The sequence below is a fragment of the Paenibacillus sp. TCA20 genome (genome assembly GCF_000732325.1).
GTDB classification, from domain to species: Bacteria; Bacillota; Bacilli; order Paenibacillales; family Paenibacillaceae; genus Paenibacillus; species Paenibacillus urinalis.
The window spans coordinates 751,096-775,541 of the sequence record NZ_BBIW01000001.1; the positions used below are offsets into that span (position 1 = coordinate 751,096).

29 protein-coding genes are annotated in these 24,446 nt (G+C 39.2%); 9 read left to right on the forward strand and 20 right to left on the reverse strand.

Annotation, left to right across the window (positions count from 1 at the left end; genetic code table 11):
- Nucleotides 1-57: 57 nt before the first annotated feature.
- From TCA2_RS03530 to TCA2_RS27965, 6 genes are all read right to left on the reverse strand, one after another.
- Complete coding sequence (locus TCA2_RS03530; protein ID WP_047910128.1) at nucleotides 58-243, reverse strand: hypothetical protein; 186 nt, start codon at nucleotides 241-243, stop codon at nucleotides 58-60.
- 27 nt (nucleotides 244-270) lie between these two features.
- A complete protein-coding gene (locus tag TCA2_RS03535) occupies nucleotides 271-573 on the reverse strand; it encodes a hypothetical protein (protein WP_047910129.1) in 303 nt (100 codons plus the stop codon).
- Nucleotides 574-768: 195 nt separating this feature from the next.
- Nucleotides 769-1,551 (reverse strand): MBL fold metallo-hydrolase, encoded by a 783-nt coding sequence (locus TCA2_RS03540; RefSeq protein WP_047910130.1) that lies wholly within the window; start codon nucleotides 1,549-1,551, stop codon nucleotides 769-771.
- A gap of 169 nt (nucleotides 1,552-1,720) precedes the next feature.
- The gene (locus TCA2_RS03545) at nucleotides 1,721-2,272 is read right to left on the reverse strand and encodes a GNAT family N-acetyltransferase (protein ID WP_052511710.1); all 552 of its coding nucleotides are present in this window, start codon (nucleotides 2,270-2,272) and stop codon (nucleotides 1,721-1,723) included.
- 132 nt (nucleotides 2,273-2,404) lie between these two features.
- Entirely contained in the window at nucleotides 2,405-2,752 is a 348-nt protein-coding gene (locus tag TCA2_RS03550; protein ID WP_047910132.1) for a cupin domain-containing protein, read from the reverse strand.
- A gap of 231 nt (nucleotides 2,753-2,983) precedes the next feature.
- A complete protein-coding gene (locus TCA2_RS27965; protein WP_370510313.1) occupies nucleotides 2,984-3,112 on the reverse strand; it encodes a hypothetical protein in 129 nt (42 codons plus the stop codon).
- 555 nt (nucleotides 3,113-3,667) lie between these two features.
- Between TCA2_RS27965 and TCA2_RS03555 the strand changes: the two genes are divergently transcribed.
- The gene (locus tag TCA2_RS03555) at nucleotides 3,668-4,891 is read left to right on the forward strand and encodes an IS110 family transposase (RefSeq protein ID WP_047910133.1); all 1,224 of its coding nucleotides are present in this window, start codon (nucleotides 3,668-3,670) and stop codon (nucleotides 4,889-4,891) included.
- A 375-nt stretch (nucleotides 4,892-5,266) separates the two neighbouring features.
- Here the strand turns inward: TCA2_RS03555 and TCA2_RS03560 are convergent, their stop codons facing one another.
- From TCA2_RS03560 to TCA2_RS03580, 5 genes are all read right to left on the reverse strand, one after another.
- Nucleotides 5,267-6,064 carry a hypothetical protein gene (locus TCA2_RS03560; protein ID WP_047910134.1) on the reverse strand — a complete coding sequence of 266 codons (798 nt, stop codon included), beginning with the start codon at nucleotides 6,062-6,064 and terminating at the stop codon, nucleotides 5,267-5,269.
- 87 nt (nucleotides 6,065-6,151) lie between these two features.
- Entirely contained in the window at nucleotides 6,152-6,832 is a 681-nt protein-coding gene (locus tag TCA2_RS03565; protein WP_047910135.1) for a hypothetical protein, read from the reverse strand.
- A gap of 968 nt (nucleotides 6,833-7,800) precedes the next feature.
- Complete coding sequence (locus tag TCA2_RS03570; RefSeq protein WP_047910136.1) at nucleotides 7,801-8,274, reverse strand: DUF2716 domain-containing protein; 474 nt, start codon at nucleotides 8,272-8,274, stop codon at nucleotides 7,801-7,803.
- A gap of 263 nt (nucleotides 8,275-8,537) precedes the next feature.
- Nucleotides 8,538-8,891, reverse strand: a complete 354-nt coding sequence (locus TCA2_RS03575) for a hypothetical protein (RefSeq protein ID WP_152557604.1) — start codon at nucleotides 8,889-8,891, stop codon at nucleotides 8,538-8,540.
- 247 nt (nucleotides 8,892-9,138) lie between these two features.
- Nucleotides 9,139-9,504, reverse strand: coding sequence for a MerR family transcriptional regulator (locus TCA2_RS03580; protein WP_047910138.1), 366 nt, complete (start codon nucleotides 9,502-9,504; stop codon nucleotides 9,139-9,141).
- 120 nt (nucleotides 9,505-9,624) lie between these two features.
- Here TCA2_RS03580 and TCA2_RS03585 point away from each other — a divergent pair, with 120 nt between their 5' ends.
- The 4 genes from TCA2_RS03585 to TCA2_RS03600 all read left to right on the forward strand — a co-directional run bounded on the left by TCA2_RS03585 (nucleotide 9,625) and on the right by TCA2_RS03600 (nucleotide 13,322).
- Nucleotides 9,625-10,275, forward strand: coding sequence for a nitroreductase family protein (locus TCA2_RS03585; RefSeq protein WP_047910139.1), 651 nt, complete (start codon nucleotides 9,625-9,627; stop codon nucleotides 10,273-10,275).
- A 215-nt stretch (nucleotides 10,276-10,490) separates the two neighbouring features.
- The gene (locus TCA2_RS03590) at nucleotides 10,491-11,645 is read left to right on the forward strand and encodes a sensor histidine kinase (RefSeq protein ID WP_081872173.1); all 1,155 of its coding nucleotides are present in this window, start codon (nucleotides 10,491-10,493) and stop codon (nucleotides 11,643-11,645) included.
- On the forward strand, nucleotides 11,632-12,279 hold the full coding sequence (locus TCA2_RS03595) for a response regulator transcription factor (protein WP_047910141.1): 648 nt from the start codon (nucleotides 11,632-11,634) through the stop codon (nucleotides 12,277-12,279). The genes TCA2_RS03590 and TCA2_RS03595 overlap by 14 nt, the downstream gene beginning before the upstream one ends.
- Nucleotides 12,280-12,428: 149 nt before the next feature.
- Nucleotides 12,429-13,322: a CPBP family intramembrane glutamic endopeptidase gene (locus tag TCA2_RS03600; protein ID WP_052511712.1), complete on the forward strand. Its 894-nt coding sequence runs from the start codon at nucleotides 12,429-12,431 to the stop codon at nucleotides 13,320-13,322.
- A 447-nt stretch (nucleotides 13,323-13,769) separates the two neighbouring features.
- On the opposite strand, the gene TCA2_RS03610 is transcribed toward TCA2_RS03600, so the two are convergent.
- From TCA2_RS03610 to fabZ, 4 genes are all read right to left on the reverse strand, one after another.
- On the reverse strand, nucleotides 13,770-14,402 hold the full coding sequence (locus TCA2_RS03610; protein ID WP_047910143.1) for a LysE family translocator: 633 nt from the start codon (nucleotides 14,400-14,402) through the stop codon (nucleotides 13,770-13,772).
- 138 nt (nucleotides 14,403-14,540) lie between these two features.
- Complete coding sequence (locus TCA2_RS03615; protein WP_047910144.1) at nucleotides 14,541-15,086, reverse strand: GNAT family N-acetyltransferase; 546 nt, start codon at nucleotides 15,084-15,086, stop codon at nucleotides 14,541-14,543.
- Between the two features lie 130 nt (nucleotides 15,087-15,216).
- Nucleotides 15,217-16,149 (reverse strand): acetamidase/formamidase family protein, encoded by a 933-nt coding sequence (locus TCA2_RS03620; RefSeq protein ID WP_047910145.1) that lies wholly within the window; start codon nucleotides 16,147-16,149, stop codon nucleotides 15,217-15,219.
- A gap of 112 nt (nucleotides 16,150-16,261) precedes the next feature.
- The gene (fabZ, locus tag TCA2_RS03625) at nucleotides 16,262-16,702 is read right to left on the reverse strand and encodes a 3-hydroxyacyl-ACP dehydratase FabZ (RefSeq protein ID WP_047910146.1); all 441 of its coding nucleotides are present in this window, start codon (nucleotides 16,700-16,702) and stop codon (nucleotides 16,262-16,264) included.
- A 328-nt stretch (nucleotides 16,703-17,030) separates the two neighbouring features.
- On the opposite strand from fabZ, the gene TCA2_RS03630 reads away from it, so the two are divergent.
- Both TCA2_RS03630 and TCA2_RS03635 read left to right on the forward strand, forming a co-directional pair.
- Entirely contained in the window at nucleotides 17,031-17,507 is a 477-nt protein-coding gene (locus TCA2_RS03630) for a hypothetical protein (RefSeq protein WP_193745976.1), read from the forward strand.
- A gap of 235 nt (nucleotides 17,508-17,742) precedes the next feature.
- Complete coding sequence (locus TCA2_RS03635; protein ID WP_152557608.1) at nucleotides 17,743-18,009, forward strand: hypothetical protein; 267 nt, start codon at nucleotides 17,743-17,745, stop codon at nucleotides 18,007-18,009.
- A gap of 507 nt (nucleotides 18,010-18,516) precedes the next feature.
- Here the strand turns inward: TCA2_RS03635 and TCA2_RS03640 are convergent.
- From TCA2_RS03640 to TCA2_RS03655, 3 genes are all read right to left on the reverse strand, one after another.
- Nucleotides 18,517-19,632 (reverse strand): hypothetical protein, encoded by a 1,116-nt coding sequence (locus TCA2_RS03640; protein ID WP_047910149.1) that lies wholly within the window; start codon nucleotides 19,630-19,632, stop codon nucleotides 18,517-18,519.
- Nucleotides 19,633-19,818: 186 nt separating this feature from the next.
- Nucleotides 19,819-20,376: a DUF2441 domain-containing protein gene (locus tag TCA2_RS03645; protein WP_047910258.1), complete on the reverse strand. Its 558-nt coding sequence runs from the start codon at nucleotides 20,374-20,376 to the stop codon at nucleotides 19,819-19,821.
- A 510-nt stretch (nucleotides 20,377-20,886) separates the two neighbouring features.
- Nucleotides 20,887-21,390, reverse strand: coding sequence for a hypothetical protein (locus tag TCA2_RS03655; RefSeq protein WP_152557612.1), 504 nt, complete (start codon nucleotides 21,388-21,390; stop codon nucleotides 20,887-20,889).
- A gap of 290 nt (nucleotides 21,391-21,680) precedes the next feature.
- Between TCA2_RS03655 and TCA2_RS03660 the strand changes: the two genes are divergently transcribed.
- A complete protein-coding gene (locus tag TCA2_RS03660; protein ID WP_047910151.1) occupies nucleotides 21,681-22,307 on the forward strand; it encodes a hypothetical protein in 627 nt (208 codons plus the stop codon).
- 100 nt (nucleotides 22,308-22,407) lie between these two features.
- On the opposite strand, the gene TCA2_RS03665 is transcribed toward TCA2_RS03660, so the two are convergent.
- Nucleotides 22,408-23,172, reverse strand: a complete 765-nt coding sequence (locus TCA2_RS03665) for an SDR family NAD(P)-dependent oxidoreductase (protein WP_047910152.1) — start codon at nucleotides 23,170-23,172, stop codon at nucleotides 22,408-22,410.
- Nucleotides 23,173-23,342: 170 nt separating this feature from the next.
- On the opposite strand from TCA2_RS03665, the gene TCA2_RS03670 reads away from it, so the two are divergent.
- Nucleotides 23,343-23,942 (forward strand): TetR/AcrR family transcriptional regulator, encoded by a 600-nt coding sequence (locus tag TCA2_RS03670; RefSeq protein WP_047910153.1) that lies wholly within the window; start codon nucleotides 23,343-23,345, stop codon nucleotides 23,940-23,942.
- 133 nt (nucleotides 23,943-24,075) lie between these two features.
- On the opposite strand, the gene TCA2_RS03675 is transcribed toward TCA2_RS03670, so the two are convergent.
- Entirely contained in the window at nucleotides 24,076-24,393 is a 318-nt protein-coding gene (locus TCA2_RS03675) for a hypothetical protein (RefSeq protein ID WP_052511714.1), read from the reverse strand.
- Between the last annotated feature and the right edge of the window lie 53 nt (nucleotides 24,394-24,446).

The window sequence follows — 24,446 nt, forward strand, 5'->3', positions numbered from 1 at the left end:
CTGCACTAGCACTTAAAAGGGAAATATGTAGAAATGAATAGACCATTTCTTATTTGATCATTGGTCTATAGAGTCCTGACGAGGTGCTCGCAATTCTTCATCTCTTTTTCTCAGATATTCATTCATCTCTCTTAATTCTCTTAAGATGAGCTTGTTATATTTGGTGTTCTTGGAATCATCAATTGCCAGCTTAATGATAAAAAAAGTAATAATCAACCCTATAATCGAAATAATAATACTCAACTTAATCCCCTTTCCTTGGTACCCTTGTTACTTTCGATCACTTGGCATTGTACTTTTGAGCTTTTCCCAAGCTTCAGTGGGCCCAAATGCATATCCATCCATTATACTGTATTTGGTATCAAAATCATCGGATTTAATCCATATCGTGCTGAAATCCTTCGAAATATGAATGGCCCCTGCCGTCCGTGGCACTTTGTCTTCACCCCATTGCACTATGTGATGAATATAATCCGTACCATCCAGGTCTGCCGTGATGGGATATGTCAAATCCTGATCTACTGTGACACTGCCGACAATTCGATGCTCGCCGGAGAGCCGTTTATATCGCACACCTTCTATATGTATCGTTGTATTCTGCTTATATGAATCTTCTGTGGAATATATTACGCTATCGAATGTCCGCTCAAACGGAGTCCCGCGATGATACAGGACAAGGCCAAGGATAATTAAGGCAAGACAGGCGAAGATAACATATTTCTTATGTGGGGTGAGTTGATTTGCAGTAGAAATGTTGGCCCCTCCTCTTTAGAACTGCACACTAAAACGTCCAAAATGATGTACCCCGGTTCCGAATTTAACAAGATCGTTCTCTTTCATGTACGTTGTCGCTCTCTTTACTTCCTCTAAAATGCTAGGGTCAAGTCCTAATGTATTATGAGAACCATACACCATCTTGACACCTGGAATCTCTGCAATTCGTTCTAAGGATTGAACTAAATCAACTGGGCTTGTTGAAGGGTAAAAAGCATATACAGGGGTCTCATCATAGAGCAGATCACCGGTAAACAAATACCCGTTAGCCTCATCAAATACAGAGATGTGACCTGGAGAATGACCTGGCGTATGATATATGACTATTTTTCTGTTACCTAGCTCGATGATATCCCCATCTTCTAACAGACCTGATGGCTGTCCTTGAAAGGGTCTATATGTACTCGGATTAAAGGCAGATGGTGTGGGGAGTGTAATGTTTCTGCTCATATCCTTTCTAATCTGCTCGATGGTTAAGCCTTGAATTCCGTTTATTAACCAGTCTTCATCGGCGGGATGGACGTAGATTCGTTCAAATTCCCCATGACTTCCAATATGATCTGCATGGACATGTGTTGTAATGACATCCAGAGGTAAAGTCGTCAACTGGTCGGTTACTCTCCTCATATTATCGATGCCAAGACCTGTATCAATCAGTGCGGCCCGCTCTTCCCCCAATAATAGAAAAGAATGCACCTTCTCCCAATGTCCGTATTCACTGATTGCATAGGTACGATTGTCAATGCTCTGTACTGTAAACCATTCATCCTTAATCATCGTAGAAGCCTCCTTATAAAAATAAACACCCGTACTTAATGTAAAAAGAACAGCTACCAACTGGCAACTGCTCCTGACTGATTTAACTAACGTTTGCCATTAGATGAACAAAGGCATCCATCCTTTTCGCCAGCTGCCTTCGTGAAATCTATCTCATAAATAAATCTCTTCAGTATTGAAATTCCTCTTTCAATAACCCCAGCACAACAGTATCATAGTACTTTCCATCTACAAAAGAATGGTTCCGCATCCGTCCCTCGACAACGAAACCGCATTTTTCATAGGAACGAATAGCTCGCTCGTTTCCACTCCAAGTATCAAGCTGCACACGGTTTAAGTTCATCGTTTGAAATAAATAATGGATCAGTGTCTTAAGAGCATCAGATCCAAATCCTTTGCTCCAATACTCTTTATCGCCAATTCCCATTCCAATCGTGCACCGCCGTGCAACAATATTCATTTCACGGTAGACAATGAAACCAATATGCTTTGGATCTTCCTCCTGCGTATAAATGGAAAATTCACCTTTTTCCCGTCGATCAAGTGTTCTAATTTCCTTTTCATACGTGGACTCAATCTGGTCCAAGGTAACATGACTATATCGGAATAAGTCCGTGCCTGCACTCATTTTCGCAAATTCTTCATCGTTTCGCCATTCGAACGTCCTTTTAAAATCCTCTAACGAAACAGGGCGTAGCTGGACTTTTCTTCCTGTAATCAAGAGTGTGATCATCCTTCCAATTGTTTTTTTAAGTCTTGTAGCAAAATCAATAAAATAAGTACCTAACGATTATATCAAAAGTAATTCTTGATTATGGGGAGAGTTCTAATATAATTAACCTGCCCATTCGTATTATAGACTTTCTGCTGTTTTGCCAGATATATCGTTAGAGGATTTTTCAAAACATAAATTAACCGTTCTTTCATTAGACCTAGTACGATGCATAACATTACGTGGAATAGTGAAAACTTCTCCAGGTTTGAGTGATATCGTCCTATCTTCCAAATCAATCAAAAGTTCTCCTTCAAGAACCATGAACAACTCATCACAATCTTCATGCTTATGCCAATGATATTCACCATTAATAACCGCAATACGTAGGACATGATCATTTACTTCATTCACAATCCAGTTTCTATATTCGGATATCTCCTTAGTAATGTCATATAAATTAATCTTTTCAAAATGTCCTTCTTTCATTTCTTAAGACCCCTTTTTCTACGAATGTGATGTTGTATATTATATGGATGACTTAGAATTGAGCAGCCAATTTATAGGGATTGTTTTCTCTATTCATTGAATTTACGTTTCCTGTTAGATTATTCCTGCTGAATACAGGAGACGCTGGCGAATGCTCTATCAGGTTACATTCAAGATAATGTCCTTTAGTTCAATCAGAGTCTTGATTCCGCGCTCCCGCTTTGTGATCAGTTAGCGAGTTCTTCTATTCATAAAACGTTCAGTATTTCTCATAAATCCATACTTTTCGTAAAGCCCATGACCGTCTAACGTACCGAGTAAGCCCATCATACCTTCAAATTCTTCGGTTATAACTTCAATTAATTTCTTCCCTAGTCCCCTACCTCTATATTATTCATTTATGAAAACATCACATAAATTAATAAACCGTTGCCCAATCAGTAATGATACGTGCAAAACCAATTTGTCTGTCTCTTATTAGAAATTCGTCATACGTTAGTTCCATATAAGCACCCCACTCTCTCAAGTAAATACTATTTTCTCCAAGAGATTTACAAGTCCTTCCTAAATTTCGTGCTCAACCAAACTGCCAGTTTGCTTAATGAAAAAGAGCAGCTGCCAATCGGCAATCTGCTCTATACTGTTTTTAAACTAACGTTTCCCGTTAGCCACCCATGCCCCTCCCGGGGCACCACAGAATAATGAAAATTTTATGGATACGTTCTATACTATTCTTACGGCTGGCGAGGGAGGTCGATAAACTATGGTGTCCTGAACCCTTCCGTTAGTCTGACCCCAGCGACCTCGGTGCACCATTGAATGTCGCTCCTGTTTAGGAAGCACGCAGGGTAGATTAACCCTTTTTGGTTGTTGCACCAGCCCCCAATTTCACTTTGCCGTAGAAAGGTGATTGTCATGGATGTTCTCATCGAACGAGCATGCGGTTTGGATGTTCACAAGAAGAACATTACTGCATGCATCATTACACCTGAAGGAAAGGAGATTAAAACCTTCCGTACCCACACGGTCTTTATCTTAGAACTCATCGATTGGATTAAGAACCACCGCTGCACTCATGTGGCCATGGAGAGCACCGGTGTGTTTTGGAAACCCATCGTGAACCTGCTGGAAGCCGAAGATATCGAATTCCTAGTCGTCAACGCACAGCACATAAAAGCAGTTCCCGGACGGAAAACCGACGTGAAAGATGCGGAATGGATTTGCAATCTACTTCGGCATGGTCTGCTTAAACCTAGCTATATTCCCGATCGTAACCAACGTGAAATGAGAGAACTTGTTCGCTATCGTCGGAGTCTGATTCAAGAACGTTCTCGTGAACATAACCGTGTGCAAAAAGTTTTGGAAGGTGCCAATATCAAGCTCGCTTCTGTCGTCTCAGACATTATGGGGCTCTCGAGCCGAGACATGCTTGAAGCCATGGTTAATGGTGAAACCGATCCGGAGACACTGGCTGGCTTTGCACGCAGATCCATGAAGAGAAAGAAAGAAGAACTCGAGCTCGCGCTGAAGGGCAACATGAGTTCACATCAGCGGATGATGTTAAAAACCATGCTTACCCATATCGACTTCCTGAACGAACAAATCATAGAGCTGGATATGGAGGTAGCCAAACGGCTCGCCCCTTTCCAAAAAGACCTGGATCGACTGGATAGCATTCCGGGAATCGCAGCCCGAACGACAGAACAAATCCTCGCCGAGATTGGCACGGACATTGCTTCTCGTTTCCCGAGTTCAGCCCATTTATGCTCATGGGTTGGTCTTGTTCCAGGTCACAATGAAAGTGCAGGCAAACGCAAGTCCTCCAAAACACGTAAAGGCAACAAATATCTCCGATCCGCACTCATCGAAGCTTCTCATTCCATACGGGGATCTGATAATTATCTCGGTGCCCAGTACAGGCGAATTGCAGCTCGCAAAGGAAGGCACCGCGCAGCTGTTGCTGTAGCCCATTCCATCATGACCATTGCTTACCATTTACTAACCAGGCAAGAAGATTATAAAGACTTAGGCTCCGATTATTTTGAGAAACGACACCAAGATGCGATCGTCAAACAAACCGTTCGAAAGCTAGAAAACCTTGGATTTACCGTAACCCTGGCCACATCTGAAGTATCCTAATTAACCTGCTCAAACCAAGCGACGCAGCCTTTTTAAAAATCTTGCAAGCTGCGCCTAGTTTCGTATTGTCTTTTTTAGAGTTACGCTATGAATTAATTTTCAGGGTAGCTTAATGAAATAGATGTAAACTTCAGTTAGATATTTATCTAATCGGTAATCGGCCCATGTTCTTGTCCCCCGACAAAAGATGATGAATGCTCAAGCGCTTGCTGTGGTTTTTGGGTTTTACACTCCCTGTATTTGCATCTCTTGGATCTGCAATGTTCTAGTCTTCTGACAGTTGATTGGCGATGTTACTTTTAAACTTGTGATCCGCTCTATACTTAAAAATCCTGAGCAATTTCGATGTTACATCTATCTAGTCCGGGTTTTTTTCTAGTTATATATTATAAGCATCTGTGACACAAATTGATCTTCTTTTGATAGAAAAGCTATTTTATTGAAATGTTTTGCTAGTTTTTGTAACTCTTCACTTGTTCTAACCTCTTCTTCAGTCCAGCCTACAAAATAGAACATAATATAAGGAGCTAGAGTAAGATGCTTATAAATAGAGTTTATGAATGATAATTCTTCCTCGTTAACCTCAATACCCATTAATTGATCTCTATTAGGCCTATACTTGTAAGTAATCATATTAGAATGACTTTCGTATAAATGATATCTATCCTTACTCAAAAAGGATAGAATAAAAGAATTTAAACGGGATTCTTCATATAGAGTTTTATATATACCAAGGATTTTCTTTTTCGTGTCCATTCTGACCATGTTGATTTGAATATGGATCGTGCTTTTTTTGTATACCACACGTATATTATCAAAGATTGAAAGCAATTCACATATTAATTGATCGTTTACTGGATCATTGTTATTAGGAATTTGCAGTTCGCCTCCATACTGTGCTTGAGAGTGTTCTGCTTTATTTCCCACTGCTCTATACATTATGTAGAATTGATACAATGCGAATTGTACTTCTATATTGGCGAGTATTACTTCTTTGATAGACTTCAATTCAAACGGAATCTCTTTTACGTTTAATCCAGAATTTAAGATCTCTCTCTTTATTATTTTATTATCTTTTATTGTATAGCTTTCCTGCTTAAGTACATCTTCATGTACTTGGTTTGCATTATTAATTAGATTGCTGTGCGTTTTAAAAACAACTTTTTCAATCATTAATTACCCCTCCTTAAGAAATGATACAAGCGCATAGCTCAATCGCCACGCGCTCATAATGAACTTATTTTAATATTCGAAACAGAATTAAAAATCACTCTCCCAGTCAAAGAATAAGTCAGCATTATTCCAACCACCTAATAAGTAAACTTCTACATAACCTTCAACCTGTATATTATCGGAGACAAAATTAATTAGTATTTCATCATGCACAGCAACATGTAAATTTCTCATCGGGGGAATATTCCATTTATTTATATCCATCCTTACAGATCCAACATTTGTACCTGCTCCAGCATATCCTTTAGCTCTAGATATCGATGTTTCAATACCACCACCTGTAACGTTGATGTCTAAATATACATATATTTCTCCTTTATTTGAACTTATTTTATCAAATATATAAGTTGGCGTAGCACTGACTTTAGCAACTTGAGTTTGAAAGGGACTTACCTCTAAAGATTCAGAAGTGTCAACGTTAGAATATGTACTATCCCTGTAAACTTCAACAGTGACTGGTTCCAACCTTTCAATTCTCTCAATGATTCTATTAGCCTCTTCCTCACTGTTCACCGGAATTGAAGTTAAAGACCCAGCGTGGTTCTCGTAAAGGCCTTCTATTATTTCCTGTGCATTCTCTTCAACAAAAAAAGTAGTCCAACTTTGAGACGTGTCACTACTATCAACACGTTCAGTTGCAAAGGCAGTTCCAAACATAGTAGTTACTAACGAAAAAACCAAGAAAAATGACAATATCTTCTTCTTCAATGACTCTTCCTCCATTTCGAATTGGAATTTGTTTACTAATTACAACATAATTATACATCATTTCCTTACATGCATGTGACATTCGACAAAGAATCTAATGCTCTTACAAAATTAGTCATCAAATTGGTTTTTTATACAATTCTTCTATCAGCCTTAAAATCCTTCATGGGGAGCAATATCAGGCCCCCTATTTAGAAGAGTTTCATACGACTTTTGTCCAACACTCAAATCAGAAACGCAACGCGTATTATGCCCTTGTTTAATTGAACTAACCTGCCCGTTAGCTTAATGAAAAAGGAGCAGCTGCCAACCGGCGAACTGCCCCGTGTTATACTGAACTAACGTTTCCCGTAACTTTTCCTCTTGTAGAGCCTATCTATAGAAAGTATTAAAATATGTACTATTGTAATAAGAGATGCCATCTGTATAGACTTTATAAAGCTAACTCCTACAAAGTAATAACTCATAAGCAAAGTTGCAAAAAATAAACTCCCACACCTAATATAAACTTAAACATATTTGATCGGTATCTCCTCATATTACCAGTACTCTTTTATAGACTTCTACAAATAGTTCCAGTATCATTTCCAATGTATCTAATATGTGGGGTGGTTTAATGCAGGGCATAGCAGTAGTCTATGGTTTTTATCTTATGCCTATTTTTTTATTCATTTCTATTTACCTTTTTTACTTAACGAGAAGAGAACGACAGCAAACAGAATGTTTATCTCTTTTAGCTTAACAATGGCAGCGTGGTCTTATTTTGTGGTTATCCTTATCGGAAAGTAAGAGTTATGGATCCCTTTTTGAGGTTTATAGAGCAACAAGAATAAGCCTACTATTTAAATCCATCATCAGCCTTTTACAAGATCTACCGTGGTGGATCTTGTAAAAAAGTATCTGCGGACTGGAAAACTACTCCGTTGTTGTTTTGATCTAATGTGTCCCATTAGCGGAATCAAAAATGATCAACTTTGTCGTACAACTTTCCCTAATATAGATGGAAAGTTGATTTCAAACTGTTGTAATAGTTCAGCTCCAAAAATAGTAATTGTCTGTTCCCATGGGTGTCCTAAGTATCCCCATTTGAATTCATTATGTAAATAAAAATAATAATCGCCGTCGGGGTAAAATGGCATTTTCCATTTCGCCGATTCTTTTTCCAAGTGTGGATAATACAAGAAGGACTCGTGCTGCCAGTCCAAAGCAAAGACATACTCATCTTGTTCAGTTATTGCTTTTAAAGCGTTGATACATTTCTCTTCTAAATCATCAATATCTGAATCCTTATGTTCAGTTATCTTGTAAGTGATATAAGGGTTCGGTAAGGTATAAGAAGGCCAGTCCTTACTGCGAGTACTTGGGTTAAAATTAAAAACCTCGTAGAACTTATCCCAAACAATGCGATATTGCTCATCTGTTAATGGAATCCAATTCTCCATTTGAAGTACCTCCCAATGCCATTTCCCTTTATCTTACCATTGAACTATCCCTGCCCGTTAGTTCAACAAAGTTGCTCCAATGACTAATTCTCTCCTTGCGATCTTGTGATAAAAATTTGTAATCCCTTCTATACCGAGTGTCCCATCATTCAATTTTTTATCCTCATTGAAAGGATATATAGAAACTAATCCAGTCTTAATTCTTAAGTTTTATATGGGGAATGTTCTAAATTAGTCATCGTGAACAGGTCTTCAACAAGATATCACTTCACTCTTTCGGAAATATTTTTACTTATTTCTTCAGGATTTTGAACACCAATGATCAACTTTGATATTTTGAACATGCCAACTTTAAAGCTATTCAAATCTAAATGGAGGGTTTCAAGCTCTTTTTCAAAAAAGTGTAGTTGAAAGCCACCATTGGATCTAAATAACCCATTTCTCATTTCTCCGAATAAAGCACCATATAGTTTAAAACCATCTGGTATCGGCCTACCTGTTGTTGTTCCCTTGATTGAAGAGTATGGAATTTGCAACCCTTTATCTAAGTTTAAAAACGGAGAGTTTCCAAAATCGATATTTACGTAGGTTTCCATTAGTTGAATTTTTCGTTCCATATTTTGATCCCCCCAACGCCCTATAATTACATATAATACCATGAATACCTCTTTTGTTTGAAAAAGTCTACGCTCTGCCTGTTAGCTTAAAGGAATATCTGTAAACTTTAGTTGGATATTTATCTATTCGGGAATCGGACCACGTTCTTCTCATTGGCTCGGGATAAGAACGTGAACCGATTAAATAAAAAAGTCGCTTATTTAGCGACTTTCAATGGGAATATGCTCTTGTCCCCCGATAGGAGATTTAATACTTTCCAAACCCATCTTCACACGTAGTATCGGAATGAAGCATATCGTAAAGATTTTGTTTAGAATTTTCCAATTTCTTCTGAGCCTCTTCAATTTCTGATATCTTCTCTTGGATAATGCCAGTTTGTTCATTTTTTGAGAATCCGTTTTTGGATATCATGGACTGTATATTCTGAATCGTAAAACCAACAGACAAACAATTTTTGACCACTTTCAGATGTTGAATAATACCTGGTGCATAGTTCCGATAGTTGTTCTGGTCTCTTAGCACATACTCATCCGTGATAATTCCTATTTTCTCATAATATCGGATAGTTGATATGGGAAGGTCTGCTATTTTGGCTACTTCACTAATCTTCATATGAATCACCCTCGATTCTTATTATTGCTATAAAGTATACTTCATAGTTTACACTCCTCATAGTGAGACGGATTAAAGCTTAACCCAACTCACAAATATGATTTTAAGGGGAGATCCTACATGAATACAATTACTGGCCAATACGCCAAAACAAATGATTTTAATAAAATCGTCTTGGAGCGTCGTTCTATTAAAGTCTACGACCCCGAAGTGAAAATCAGACGTGAGGAAATGACCGAAATATTGGCGAAAGCTTCCCGAGCCCCTTCTGCCATTAACATGCAACCATGGCGTTTCCTTGTCATCGACACCGCTGAAGGTAAAGAGAAGCTCGCGCCACTGGCCTCTTTCAACCAAACGCAGGTCCTTACCTCATCAGCTGTTATTGCTGTATTTTACGATGCTAACAACATTGAATATATGGACGAAATATTCAGTAAGTCAGTAGAACTTGGATATATGCCACAAGACATCAAGGAAATGCAGATGCAACAGGCGAAACCTTATTATGCGAGCATGAACCCATCTGATCTGCGTGACATGAACCTCATTGACTCGGGTATCATATGTATGCAGCTCATGCTCGTTGCCCGTGCCCACGGATATGATACCAATCCAATGGCCGGGTATGCCAAAGACCAAATCGCTGAAGTTTTCGGCCTGGATAAGGAACGGTTCCAACCTGTGATGTTAATCTCCATAGGCAAAGCTGCCAAAGAAGGCTATCCTTCCTATCGCCTCCCAGTTCAAACGATCGCCACTTGGGTATAATTCACTCTCAAGATTAACACGAAATTAAATGAAGGCATTCGTCGCTTACCTAATGAGAGGCCCACGGCATTGTCGCCAAGGGCCTTATTTTTCACCAATTTATAGAATTCGGGCCTACAACCTTATTCTAGAGGAGGAATCTAAACTGCTGAATACGAGGTTCCAAGTTTATAAATTTCCTGTAAAATGATGGTATGAAAAGAATATTATCGTTCATGGATTGGGGTATATTTGCTCTTCGTCTGTACCATTATATTTTGCTGTTGTCCCAGGTTCTGATGGTAAATGAGTTTTCGATCCGAACGTTATTTCATGCGGTCTGGCTGAGCATAGCCTTTGTCGTCCCTTTGCTGTTCTGGTTTCCTCAGCGCCGGATGAACAAAGTCTGGTTTTGTATACTAGAGTTGTTACTTGGCGGTTCTTATTATGTAAATTCTGTGATTTATCCGGATTTGACTTCAAAAGCGGACTATTTGCTGCCGAGTCTTACAATGGGATACTTATTGACTAAGCAAATTTTTTGGATCATTCCCATCGTTGTTTTCATTCCTTTTTCCTTTCAGTCTCACCTCAGATTAGCTTGGGAGCAAGCCCTAAGTATCGGAATAGACAATCTGCTGTTCTGCTTCATCGGCATGTGGGCAAGCTTCGTCGCCAAGGCGTATGATCAGAAGAATAAACTGGTAGCCGAAGTGGAACGTCAAAATAAGCTGTTAACTCACTATTCGGCCGAGATTGAGAAAATGACTTTGCAAAAAGAACGAAATCGTATGTCCAAAGAGCTTCATGACACACTGGGGCATTCCTTTATCTCACTCATCCTGAGTCTTGATGCCTCTATTGCCCTTATGGATAGCAAGCCTGCCGAGGCCAAAGATCGATTAATTCGCTTAAGATCATTAGCTGAAAACAATCTGGATGAAATGAGAAACATCGTACACGAGATGGGAGAAGAACAGGAATCAAGTCTGATTCGACAGGTTGAATCCCTAGTAGTCCGTTTCCGGGAGCATACGGGCACTGCTATAACTCTAGTTCTCCCTGAGACAGAGCGGCCCATACGTTTTGAAGTACGGCAGGCGATCCTTCGGGTCATCCAGGAATCCCTTACAAACGCACTAAAGCATGGAAAGGCATCTCTGCTTCATCTAGAGCTTAAATTTTCCGAGAATGATCTGCAATTGTCCGTTCGAAATAACGGGAACCCGATCGACAAGCTGAATTACGGCTTCGGCTTGACCACGATGAAAGACCGAGTTGAGCAGTTAGGCGGTCGCCTTCAGCTATTATCTAGGGAAGGAAATCCAGCAATGACCGAAGTCCGATGTGAAATCCCGCTGAAAGAAGTGCTGCCGCATGGAGAAAATTAAGGTACTGATTGCTGATGATCAGGAATTGATTCTCGAAAGTTTACATATCGTGTTGTCCATGGAAGAAGATTTGGAAATTGTCTGTTTGGCCAAGAATGGCGAGGAGGCACTGAAGGGCTGTGAGCAGTTTTTGCCGGATATTGTGTTAATGGATATCAATATGCCAGTCATGGACGGCGTCGCTGCAACGACTCTGATTAAAGATCGACTACCTGCAACCAAAATCATTATGCTGACCTCTTATAAGGAAGTTGAATATGTATTAGCGGCGTTAAGCTGTGGAGCAGAAGGTTATCTGCTCAAAGCCCTTCATCCCAAAGAACTGGCTGCAGGCATTCGGGTAGTTCAGGCGGGAGGGACTTTAATCTCGCAGGAAATGGCAAGTAAAATGATCAAGAGGATCAACAATAACAGCCCTGCGGTAAATAATGAATTCGGGCTCACTGCCCGTGAAATAGAAGTGCTGCATAAGCTGGCATCTGGCCTTCGTAATCAAGACATTGCCGAGGCGCTGTTTCTTAGTGAAGGGACGGTCAAAAATTATATCTCAACGATTTATTCGAAGCTGAATGTGAAAGGAAGGCGGGAGGCCGCCCGTATAGCCCGAGATTCGGGAATGCTGGATCATTCATAAGCCGATCGTCAAGAAGCTGGTAACTCATTAGAGTTACCAGCTTCTTTCACATATAGCCATAGATTAAATGATGACAAAAGCGCACTGTCTCATATGACTTTTTCAGCCTATACTCATGGCATCAAGCAACAGAGGAGGAGATGTTGAACATGAAGAAAAAAGCATTTGAAAATAAAGAGAGCCTGGAGAATGGCGTCAAATTAAGCGCTCGGAGTTCATTTTGGAGTTTTCCAATCGTCTGGATGCTTGTGGGAGCTATCGGTATTGTTCTTATAGATACCTTATTCCGGCAGCTGACTGAGCGGGTAGATGGGACGATTTCCCTTGTCCTTACATTAGTGATGGGGTCGCTGGCTATCTTAGTTTATAAGCTCACGCTAACATATCTGGCCCGGCGCTCCACTCCAGAGATCTCTAGACAACGAGCAGGGATTGAAACCTTACTGGGCGTACTTACCGGGGCACTCTTTATCACAGGGTCCGTCTTTATTATTACGGCCCTGGGAGGTTACTCCTTTCAGTGGGCAAGTTCTGTGAATGCGGGTCTTGTTCTACGATCCTCCATTGGGGCAGCTCTAGGAGCAGCCATTGTCGAGGAGCTTATCTTTCGTGGACTTATGTTTCAAGCCATTGATAGATTGGGAGGGAAACCGCTCGCACTCACTGTGACCTCACTATTCTTTGGAGTCGCGCATCTTGGCAATCCAGGGGCAACATTATGGAGTGCGTTCGCTATAGCCCTGGAAGCAGGTGTTCTGCTCGGAGCGGCCTTCCTGTGGCGGCGGAACTTATGGTTTATCATGGGTCTGCATTTTGCATGGAATGCCATTGAAGGGTTGCTAGGCTTTCCCGTATCCGGACACTCAGTTGCCGGTCTATTTACTGTAGAAATGAACGGTGCCGCACTTCTCACAGGAGGCGAGTTTGGACTTGAAGGATCCATTGTTCCGGTTGTGGTCAGTCTTCTGATCTCCATTCCAATGCTAATTGGGGCTGCACGTTATCGAAGGGCTGAGGCTCGGAACCTTCCTGTATCAAAGTAAAGGGCAGACATTTTTTTCGAAGGCTAGTCTATGCGAGATCCCTTGTCATGAAAAAGAAGTTTCATAAAAGCTTTCGTTCACCTTGTACTCGTCCGAAGGCGTATCCCTGGGCTTCGAAGGGAGGAAGTCGCTTATCTTGCTAATGCCAATCTTACTTACTATACCTGGCTAGAGCAGGGCTAGAGAAGAATCCTCCCCCTGATGTGTTGTCTTCAAATAAGCCAAGAACTACAGCTGAACGATGACGAGCTGAAGCACTTACTCGATCTGTCCGCACCCGATCCGGTCCGTTTCAGTATGGCACCAAAACAGAAGAACTCGATGCCTGATTGTATTGAAGTAAAGACACCACCAGTTCGAGGTGATGTCTTTTTTTTGCACAAATAGTTATTAAACTATCCTGCCCGTTAGCTTAGCGAAGTGAATTTTTAAAACTGTGTTGCCAATTTATTGAGGTGCTTTCGTTGCAAGTAATTTTAATCCTAATCCGATAAATATAACCCCAGTTATTTTGTTTAAGTAGGTACCAATTCTTTCGTTTACATTAATCTTCTTAGTGATGAAAGAGGAAAAATAAGCAATAAAAAGGCACCACATCAATCCAGTGAATGAAAATGTTAGTCCTAAAATTATGAATGGCATTGGACCAGAAGACTTTGTATCAATAAATTGTGGAAGAAAGGATAGGAAAAATAAAGATACTTTTGGATTTGTAAGACTTGTCAACATCCCTTGTATGTATATTTTTCTGGGGTTAAGGTTATTTGTTTTCGATGCACTGAAATTTAAATTTGATTTATCAAGTAACATTCTAATGCCCAGATAAACTAAATACATAACTCCGACTATTTTTATGATATTGAATAATACAATGGACTTTGTAAGTATAATCGACAAACCAAAAGCAACTAACAAAGTATGTATTAACGATCCACTAATAATACCGAAAACAGAATATACTCCAGCTTTTCTACCCTGCGAAACACTTCTTCCAACAATATACATTGTATCTGCCCCAGGAATTAAATTGATAAGAATTCCTGTAAGCAAAAATATTTCGTAATTTATTATTCCAAACATTTTGTTAATTCCCCCTCTCCATTATGAAATACATAAAGAAGAAACAATACTATAGATAAAATAGTAAGTCAATCATTGATTAACATGCTATCTTGTTAATATCCTGCCCGTTAGTTGAAGCATCTAAAAATCAAAATCCTATTCGTTAATTCTCCCCATTAATATAGTGCTATAGAATTTATTATCAGACAAAACTTTGTCATTTTTTAAAATCCCTTCTATTTCAAAACCATTACGTTTATATAGCTCAATAGCTTTTTTATTTATTTCTAGAACATTTAAACTAATCTTTTTAATCCCATTAGATTCAGCCCACCGAATAGATTCTCTTAATAGATTTTTACCTATCCCATACCCCCAGTACTCTTTTAATACACATACCCCAAATTCTACTTTATGAGAAAATCTTTTTAAGATATTCCCTTCACATCTAGAGAAACCAACGATTTGTTCATTAGCTTCAACTACTAAGAATAGATTATTGCTGCTCTTAGAATCGTTATCGATTAATTTTCTAAATCCTAATTCATCTATGTATCCTTCACCCTGTTCCCTGTCTAGATATTCAGTCTCTCCATCTATCTGTATTCTTACTTCAGAAAGCTTCTTTGCATCCTCTTCCTTAGCGGATCTTATAAAGTAATGTAAATTATTTACATAATATTCCACTTGATTAATCCTCATTGGGCCCTCCCTCTTAAAAATCTAATAAATCATACTATATATTTTGAATACACAGTAGAACTATTAAACCAACCTGCCCGTTAGCTTAATGAGGTAGACTTACCTCTAATTACTTTTCATTTTTAAACTCTCATTTGATGGAGCCATGGTTCAATACTGCATGAACTCCACGAACACCATTCACCAATTGTGTAATGCGCAAATCGACGACGAGACTTGCAAGAGCCAATGCTTCTTTACGCTCAAATCCGTACATTTCACCCATTAAGTCCAACATACCTTCTAAAGCTATCATTGACGCTTCATTTAAATCCTCATGGAAACCCATTGTAATCCAGGAAGTTGGAGTTTTAGCTCGAGGCATGTTAATGCTCATCTCTTCATGTACGATAAATTCCAGATCAACGATATCCATTGGGCATTCTAATGCCGGACATCCTACTTCACCATCTCCTTGTACGGCGTGTCCATCACCGACTGAAAATAATCCACCTGGCACTGGGATTGGCAAGTATAATGAACTCCCCGCGATTAGTTCTTTACAGTCAATGTTTCCACCACAGTAGCGCGGTGGAAATGTAGAATGAACACCAGGCTCATTAGGAGGCATACCCATTACACCCATAAAAGGGTTTAAAACTACCTTATGTCCTTTATTACTTGTGCCAACCATTAACTCGCTGTCTATATTCCAATTCAGATGAAATTCTTCACCATCAGCTACCCCTAATCTCTTATTAATTGGATGTTGAAACCCACCCGCACTATTCCATCCCCAAGATCCTGGACGTATTTCATTAATTTTTATTTCGAGTGTCATCCCGGGTTCTGCGCCACGTATAGCAATAGGTCCACACAAAGCATGTCCCCCATCTCTTGTACGTTCTCTAGGCTCAAATCTTTTCCTTGAACCTGAAGAGGGAAATGGTTCCATTCCCCAACCTGCATCCAAAGTTTTATAACAAATTGAATCTCCGGAGTTAATGGTTAGAATCGGATTGTATTCCTTTGAGAATGAGCCATGAAGTGTTGATCTTTCAGGATGTATCGAAAATTTAGCCATCGTATTCCTCCAGAATTTTATTTACTTATAAGTTTACAATTATTTAAAATTATGTAATAAATATATGTCAATTTACTCTTTTCAAAACTATTTTATTAAACTAATCTGCCTGTTAGTTGAATGCCTCAATAGAATTAAACGCAAACATTATTTCTGCTTCACAAACCAATTCATTGTTTACCATTGCGATGCCTGTTCCTTTGACAATCTGTCCCTTGGTTCGGGTCACTTCGAATTCAAGATGGAGCTGATCCCCTGGTTTAACTTGCTTTTTGAACCGACAATGATCAATACCAGTCAGTAACCCTATCTTATGGTTATTGCTCTCTAAGTTAGACATAACGATACCACCCACCTGTGCCAATGCTTCTACAATCAAGACTCCAGGCATGACAGGATAGTCAGGAAAGTGACCAAGGAAATAAGGTTCATTGAAAGTCACATTTTTAATTCCAACAGCTTTCTTTCCTTCAACAATTTCTAAGATTCTATCGACCAAAAGAAAGGGATATCTATGGGGAATAAGCTCTTTAATTTGATTAATATCCAGCATGGATTTTCCTCCTCTAATATTGGGTTATAAGCATTCTAACGTCATTCATTAGAAGATGGTTAGATCAATAGCCGAGAAACTAGTGCGTCAGCCTCATGATTATACCCTAATAAACAAAGATTATTGGGAATTCGATCAATTATAGTTTTTTCACTAGAGCAAGTATATTGAAGATGGTGAACGAGGGCTAACATGGCTATAATTTCATTAGACACTGCTGACATGAATTGTTTGATACCTACTGTATCTAAAGTATTTACAGTTACTTGGAATGATCTTTCTAGACGAAGCTTCTTCTTTGTTAAATAGAATTAAAAGGATTGATGATGTGTTAAAGTTAGAGGAATGTTTTAAGAAAGTAATAATTTATTTTAATGAGGAGCATATGTTTATATGCCCACATCAGCCGGTGCTTAATGAAGCCGGAGAGTTTCTAAATTTTTTAGATGATGGACCCGTTCTAGAATTAGAGCGTAATATTACTATTGAAGAGTTACAGAATGCGATATTCGAAACTCTTAAGAAATCCAATCTGTATATTCTCAGTCAGCGCCCTAAACGTTTAGGGATTGAAAGACATCTAAAAGTAAGGAGCTACAAAGCAGCTACAAAAGATAAGAGCTTAATATCACTAGGTTATTCTCCTGATGAGTCTATTGAGTATAGAATAATTGCTTACAGGAAGGAAAATAGTCTCGTCTATCTCAAGGAAAAAGAACTTTTAATAAAACAAGAAGATGCAATGCAGAATAATCAACTTGCTAAAACAGTGATTGAATTTATGGAACTATTACGAAATAAATGAACTAAACACTAATCAAATACCCTACCATTATACTAATGGTAGAATTTAATTAGTTCATATTCCCACTCGTTCGTACAAGGGATAAGATAAACCTTACCTTTCGGTAAGCCCCACATGGTTATTTACTTCATTATTTAAACCAGACAGCCCGTTAATGAAGTTTATTAAATTTGTAATCAAACCTTAGTTGAAAAAGCCGTGTTAAAGTAGTATCGAACAAATATTCACAAAAGGAGTGGGCAAAATCAAATCACATTTTCAGAGTTTGGCTGTCATTTTCTTAGGTGTTTGTTTAGTAATCAGCTCATGGTTAATTTCAGATGCTATTAAAGATCAACCAAATATTCAACCAAATATTCAAATACCAGATAATAGCCTTACCACTAACAAGTACGAATTTATCCCTGTATCAGAAAAACATTTTATTATTCTCGATACCGAAAGTGGCACCTATTTAGAAAAAAAGGATAACTCTGAAGCATGGACTATAAACTCACCTTGAATATATATTTCCATATGACAGATCGTGATTTGAAGTGCGAAAGGAACAGCTACCAATCGGCAACCTGCTCCATTGAATATTTAATTGATGATCATTAATAAAACCATTACAAAAATCATTCCTATAACCCACTCAGTAACACCGAGGCCTTTCCACGCATTTTGATTACTTTCCATTTTTCTTGTTTCTCTTATCAATCTGAGCAATTTCAATCAATCTCACCTCTAATAAATTGATCTTACGATATTTACAACCAGTAAGTTACAATGCATTTGGATTTTACTGGAATAAATCAAAGACACTAATTTTATATAAGAATCACGATTAAAGAAATCACAAATCCTTGCGCCGCAGCTATAATCAAATCATTTTTCCAGTAGGATTTTGTGTATAGACTAAATAATCTGAAGATAATAAAACCGCAAATTGCCATTAGAAACCAGTTCATTAACATTCCAACCACTCCTTCGTGAACTGTTGGTAAAGTCCCATTGGATCGTTATGTCATCAAATTTTATTTATGTAATATGATTCGAATTCAGTGACAGAGTCAAACTTGTTTACAGCTACACCTTCTGTTTTGAGGTGATTTTCTAGCTTTTCCATTAATTGCAGTACAGCTAAACGCAACGGTTCAAAATTTGTGGGATTTAACAATGCGATAAGATCGGGGTATCCATAACTATCATAGAATTCACGATATTCACCAAGGTCAGCAGTACTAGGCCAACGTCCTTTCTCTGCAGCATACAAAATTCGAGATAAACTGTCTTGTACACTTATTGCTACGAAAAATGCCGTTTCGTAGTGGCCTGTTTCGCACGCGGTTAGCAGTTTATTCATCATCCCTCTCTCTTCTTCGTAGTATCCACTCATGTGTCCTTTATAGAAGCGCACCACTTCTTGACTATTTCGTCGCATCGAGATAAGACGAAGTGTATCTGTAGTTAATTTTTCACACGCTAACATTATTTCTTCTGGAATTAAACTAAACATTAGGGTATCCAGGTGCTTGTCCAGTTGCTCCGGTTTAAGAGAAAGATTCCGGACTTGCTTACGATAGTGCCCCCACATACGTGTATAATAGGTTTGATTCAACAACCCAAGAGACTTAAAGATATTTGCTGCGATCTCTTGAGATTGGGTTCGGAAATAACTCAGATCTTTGGCATTCTCAGCAATTCGCATTTTAGCTATGCTAATAAGACAATTGTTCAATATCGATTCGGCTTTGGTGATCATTTCAGCTGTTTTGGATTCACTTCCCATGTTGGATATAGTCTCACGTAGTTCTATTAATCTCGCAAGATCATCATCTGATCGGACATATAACAGCTCACAGTCTGCTATAATTGTCGTGCTCCAATCTTCAGCAGTTGCCATTCTCTCTGCACGTTCCCACCCAATTGGCCAGAAGTCAAAACTTATACCATCAATAATGAACTGACACTCTACTTCTCTCCCTCTGGTTGTAGCTGGAATGAAAAAGAAATCCAAATCTGATCGTTCAGTCGCTCGACCCTGCAGATATGACCCATAAAATCCTACAATCGCTACATCTTGAGGATAATGATCCTTAATATGCCTGATAATAATGTCAGCAACAGCAAATACATCAACCATCAGATAACCTCCCTGTAATTTGGAATCAACTACGTGGCTGTCCGAAGTACTTTCTTTCTAGAGTAACTTGCAATCCTGATGAACAAAACGGAGAGATTACATATAATTATTATCTACCTGTTGTTTTATGAAATGACAATTAGGTTTATGAATGTCAATCCCTTGATAGAGTCAACACTCCATTTTTCAAAAATCATTAGTCGGAAAGTAATCTTCAACAACCTCAACAACCTCAATTTGTCCGTTAATTAAGAGCTCAGGAAGTGTGTTGTTAATATTCCTCTTCCAGTATTCTCTAGCCTGTTCAATTTTGCGTGAGAACGAAGCACCATCTTCTTTAGGTAATAAATTTGCATCACCTTCGAAGATCCCACCTACAACTCTTAGTTTAACAAGCCGCAATACCTTTCGATTATACGAATCAAATATCGCTTTCCACTTTAATGCGTCTTCATAGCTTTTTGCAGCATATAAGCAGGATAGTCTCGAAGGATACTCAGGATATTCCTGTAGTCTCACCATTTCGACAATCGTTTCTCTAATCGCTCTAATCGTCTGTCCTACATAATTAAGTGCTACATCGGCATTTTCTCTGTCCAACTTCAAACCCTCATGGTTATAGTTACCATATAAAATATGTATAAAATCCCCTCCCTTGGAATTCAAACGCTCCTTCTCAAAAAAGAAATGATATAGAGAATTTTTTTGGTTATTATCATAGAATATCCTCTGTCCAGGGATCATTTTTTTCTTAGTAACAATGTGATATACATACAAATCTTTATATTCCACGGATTTCCTCCTAAAATAGCAATCGCTTATTTTACAATAGAAAATTAAGAAACTACACTGCTATTACGTCAAAATAATTTCCATATTATTATGTAATTAAGATTGTCTTTTGTAATTCATCAGGGATTGTTACAATACCCAAGCTTGCATGAGAAAGACGAAAGAGAATGCGTAACATAGGATAGCCATTGCACGTGAACCTTTGTTATATAAGTTTCTCCCAATAAAAAGAACAGTAAGGGCAGCCGCACAGAAAAACAGATACAGGTACTTGTCTATACCGAGCACTGTTGAAACCATGATACAGACGGCTATAACAGCCATTGCAATACATGCATGCAACAGACTATATAAAAATCGCATATTTACCTCCAGTAAATCTATTACCTTGAATATAAAAAAACAGCCAGGTCCCTCATGGAAGTGGCTGTTCATATCGTTGAAGTATATTATATTAACAAATTAAGAGCTTACATTTTCTGCTCGGTTAGCCTGACTTGCATGAATCTTCTTCATTGCAAATCTTGCGATCGGCTGTGCGACAAGCAGTTCAATCCAAAAGGCAACACCAAAATTTCGAAACCATGTCGGAAAGAAGTTGTGGAAAGGTTCTAGAGATATTTGTCTCATCCCCACCCAGGTACCGATAATCGTTAACAGAACCGATAGAACCGTCACGTTCATTACAATGTTCAATAACACTCTGGCGTTAAAACCATCTGTTTTACCCACAAATTTGGGTAATACCTTGCGAACCAAAGGTCCTGCCACCAGCTTCACTAACAGAATAACGATAACCCACATGAACGGGATGACCTTCAATGTTTCTAAGTAATTGGCTACGCTAAAGCCTCGTTCCAACCCCAATATGATGGGCCCAATGGTGTTTACCGAAATAATGGACACGATCAACATAAAAATAATGCCTTCTCTAGCATTTTGCGGAAGTCTATCTTCCTTGAACAAAATAATCCCCTCCGAAATTAAAATTAAAATTAAAATTTCAGATGGTAGACGTATCTTGCGACATATATTTTTGGCGATCAAATAGTGCCAATATCTCTACACACCCTGAATCAATTTCATATCGCGTTATAACGAACGAAATTGGTTCAACAACTGAACAATTATAACATTTTACCTTAAGTTTAGGTAAGAGCGAATTTTGAATAACTCTTAATAATGATTCATTTCTCTTCCAACTCTGCTACACTGAGCTTAGAACTAGAACTCAAAATCTTGAAGAAGGTGCCTCCATGCAGCTCGAATTTGCTAATCTCCCTCCGACCTATTATGCTAATCTGCCTAACCCAGGAGGGCATTTTCCGTTTACATTTAACCAAGAGCATGCTCCGTATATTATGGATTTTCTAGGTACGAACTCAGTCTTCCTCGATGATTCCAGTGCTCCGTTTATGTTAGAGTGGATGAACAATCTCGATAGTTACCCGATCTGCTTCTGTCTGAATACCTCCGTTCTCTGGAAGGAAGATCTCGCACAGCTGTGTACGCTGCATTCGTTAGAACACGAGCTGTTGAACAGAAGAATTACGTTACTATATATAAGAAACAAGAGCCAGCTTGCTAGTAGCTTGCCGTTATTTCTAAACATGGCAAGCTGCAATGAACAGGTGATCTGGTCTATAGGCTCGAACGAGTCTCCCTTTGCCATTGAGCCGATATCTGTGACATATCAGGGCGGGATTCAGATTCAGGATACGGTTGTTATTGATATGACGATTGCCCGAACGATATTTTGGCCGGGGTACGATGGTAATTGTATCTCTGTTTTATCTAATGATCCATACTTCTCTAATATATCGAAGATCAGATCGAGCTTTCCTGCAGGTGTTGAGCTGATCGAGATTGAATTGTCATCTTAGAAGTTGTAAATACGAATTAACAAAAAGACCGCCAGCTTACTCCATTCCCAGGAGTAAGCTGGCGGTCTTTTTAACTATTGAACTATTGTATACTTAGAAATTAACGGGCAGTCCATGCGCCATCCACCGTGATGACTTCACCATTAATGAACTTCGATTCGTCCGAACCAAGGAACAAGGCCGTTTGTGCAATGTCCTCTGCTTCTCCTCCGTTGAATGGTCCGAGGTCACCGAAGGTTGCCGCACCAAGCGGGTCCAGATCTGCAAAATTAGGAGTCATGCCTGTAGCAATAGAGCCTGGTGCAATGACATTCGCACGAATCTTGCCGTTTTCACGTCCGTAGAAGGATGCAATATTTTTAACAAGACCAATCGCTGCATGCTTGGACATGGTATAAGCGGCACCACCGCGTGCACCAAGATAGCCAGCTACGGATGCAACGTTCACGATCGTTCCGCCTGTCTCTTGGGTGTTAAATACTTTGATCGCAGAGCGGCATGCATAAAATTGACCATTCAGGTTAACGCCCATTACACGCTCAAACAGCTCATTTGAAGTATTTTCTACGGAAGTCATGTTATCGAAAATACCGGCAACGTTAGCCAGGATATCCAGCTTACCGTATTCGCTAACCGCCTTTTGAATCATTGCTTCAACATCAGCTTCTTTAGACACATCTGTTCTGATGGCTACAGCCGTACCGCCTGCTGCTTGAATATCCTGCAAAGTCTCGTTCATAGAAGCCTCGTTGAACTCGGCGAGTACCACTTTTGCTCCTTCTTGTGCGTATAATTTCGCAGTTGCGCGTCCCATTCCGGACCCTGCACCTGTTACAATTGCCACTTTACCTTCTAATCTAGCCATGAATGTCGTCCTCCTTACCTTGAAACCGAATTCAAGGAATGTCGAAATTTTGTAACAAATTCAGTATAATACGACTATATACATGGCCCAATATGCAATATTTTTTGTTTTGTACGAAAACATACATAATCACGGTTTTTGTCCGTTAAAATTTTCAAAAGGAGTTTCTCATGCCCGTTCAACATCCAGACAAGCGAGTTAGACGAACCAAAGAAAATTTCAAATTAACACTGTTATCTCTGATGGAGCAGAAAAGCTTTCATGACATCACGATCACTGAGATTGTGACTGCCGCGGATTATAACCGGGGAACCTTTTATGCTCATTATGAGTCGAAGGAAGATCTGCTGGATGAAATGATAGAAGAAGTATTCGAGCTGATGACGGAAGCTCACCGCAAGCCGTATGTGGGTCTTCAGATTATTGATTTTAACAAGCTTCCACCGGATTCGATCGTATTATTCCACCACTTTCTCACGCATAAGCGATTCTATAAGGTGATGTTCGATGAGAAAACAAACTATAATTTTTATGAAAAAATGTCTAAACGATTAGATCAGCTGTTCCGAAAAGAATTTGATTTTTCCTATATCGACATTGACCCTCATATCGACATCAGCCTGTTCAGCACCTACCGGATTCACGGCATCATTGGACTCATTATGGAGTGGATCAACAATGACTTTGATCAATCCCCTGAGTACATGGGAGAACAGCTGATTCATATATTAAAATTCAAGACCCCTGTTGTGTTTGTGAAGAAAGAGTAAGTGTATTTAGTACACTTGAATTGAAATGAAAACAGTTCTTTTCAATGTAAAAGTTCTTATCAAAAAGAGCTTTAACACAGAAAAGGACTGTTTTTCAGTCTGCAGCTATAATATTGAACGGTCGAGGTAACGATCACAGCCAACCTTTGCGATGCAGCAGTGCCTCTATTTGAGCAGTGTGATGTCTATTATGCCAAACGAATCTTTGCAGTGCCGTATCAAGTGTGATCGTCCCCAGTAGTTCGGTTCGGAGCATTCGGTAAAAGTCTTCATCAAACAGACTGCTTACCAGAATATAGAAACGTTTATGCAGAATGGCTAGCAGTGTTATTGACTCATCCACTTCTGCTCTCCTATACTCTTCGAGCTCGGCCCACAGGTCCTCCCTGTAAGAGCTGGCGATCGGCACATCCTCGGTCAGAGTACGTTTAAACCGAATATAGGCATTCATATCATTATCCGCCATAGCCCAACAGGTACAAATCGACCTATAGGATAACGTAG

Coding starts and splice junctions, on each gene's coding strand:
- fabZ (WP_047910146.1), bottom strand. CDS start 16,702: ATGCTGGATATTAATCAAATTAAAGAGCTTATTCCCCATAGATATCCC.
- TCA2_RS03575 (WP_152557604.1), bottom strand. CDS start 8,891: ATGGAACGAAAAATTCAACTAATGGAAACCTACGTAAATATCGATTTT.
- TCA2_RS03585 (WP_047910139.1), top strand. CDS start 9,625: ATGAATACAATTACTGGCCAATACGCCAAAACAAATGATTTTAATAAA.
- TCA2_RS03670 (WP_047910153.1), top strand. CDS start 23,343: ATGCCCGTTCAACATCCAGACAAGCGAGTTAGACGAACCAAAGAAAAT.
- TCA2_RS03560 (WP_047910134.1), bottom strand. CDS start 6,064: ATGATTGAAAAAGTTGTTTTTAAAACGCACAGCAATCTAATTAATAAT.
- TCA2_RS03675 (WP_052511714.1), bottom strand. CDS start 24,393: ATGAATGCCTATATTCGGTTTAAACGTACTCTGACCGAGGATGTGCCG.
- TCA2_RS03595 (WP_047910141.1), top strand. CDS start 11,632: ATGGAGAAAATTAAGGTACTGATTGCTGATGATCAGGAATTGATTCTC.
- TCA2_RS03620 (WP_047910145.1), bottom strand. CDS start 16,149: ATGGCTAAATTTTCGATACATCCTGAAAGATCAACACTTCATGGCTCA.
- TCA2_RS03570 (WP_047910136.1), bottom strand. CDS start 8,274: ATGGAGAATTGGATTCCATTAACAGATGAGCAATATCGCATTGTTTGG.
- TCA2_RS03540 (WP_047910130.1), bottom strand. CDS start 1,551: ATGATTAAGGATGAATGGTTTACAGTACAGAGCATTGACAATCGTACC.
- TCA2_RS03550 (WP_047910132.1), bottom strand. CDS start 2,752: ATGAAAGAAGGACATTTTGAAAAGATTAATTTATATGACATTACTAAG.
- TCA2_RS03665 (WP_047910152.1), bottom strand. CDS start 23,172: ATGGCTAGATTAGAAGGTAAAGTGGCAATTGTAACAGGTGCAGGGTCC.
- TCA2_RS03660 (WP_047910151.1), top strand. CDS start 21,681: ATGCAGCTCGAATTTGCTAATCTCCCTCCGACCTATTATGCTAATCTG.
- TCA2_RS03610 (WP_047910143.1), bottom strand. CDS start 14,402: ATGTTTGGAATAATAAATTACGAAATATTTTTGCTTACAGGAATTCTT.
- TCA2_RS03590 (WP_081872173.1), top strand. CDS start 10,491: ATGGATTGGGGTATATTTGCTCTTCGTCTGTACCATTATATTTTGCTG.
- TCA2_RS03555 (WP_047910133.1), top strand. CDS start 3,668: ATGGATGTTCTCATCGAACGAGCATGCGGTTTGGATGTTCACAAGAAG.
- TCA2_RS03645 (WP_047910258.1), bottom strand. CDS start 20,376: ATGATCCCTGGACAGAGGATATTCTATGATAATAACCAAAAAAATTCT.
- TCA2_RS03640 (WP_047910149.1), bottom strand. CDS start 19,632: ATGGTTGATGTATTTGCTGTTGCTGACATTATTATCAGGCATATTAAG.
- TCA2_RS03580 (WP_047910138.1), bottom strand. CDS start 9,504: ATGAAGATTAGTGAAGTAGCCAAAATAGCAGACCTTCCCATATCAACT.
- TCA2_RS03615 (WP_047910144.1), bottom strand. CDS start 15,086: ATGAGGATTAATCAAGTGGAATATTATGTAAATAATTTACATTACTTT.
- TCA2_RS03600 (WP_052511712.1), top strand. CDS start 12,429: ATGAAGAAAAAAGCATTTGAAAATAAAGAGAGCCTGGAGAATGGCGTC.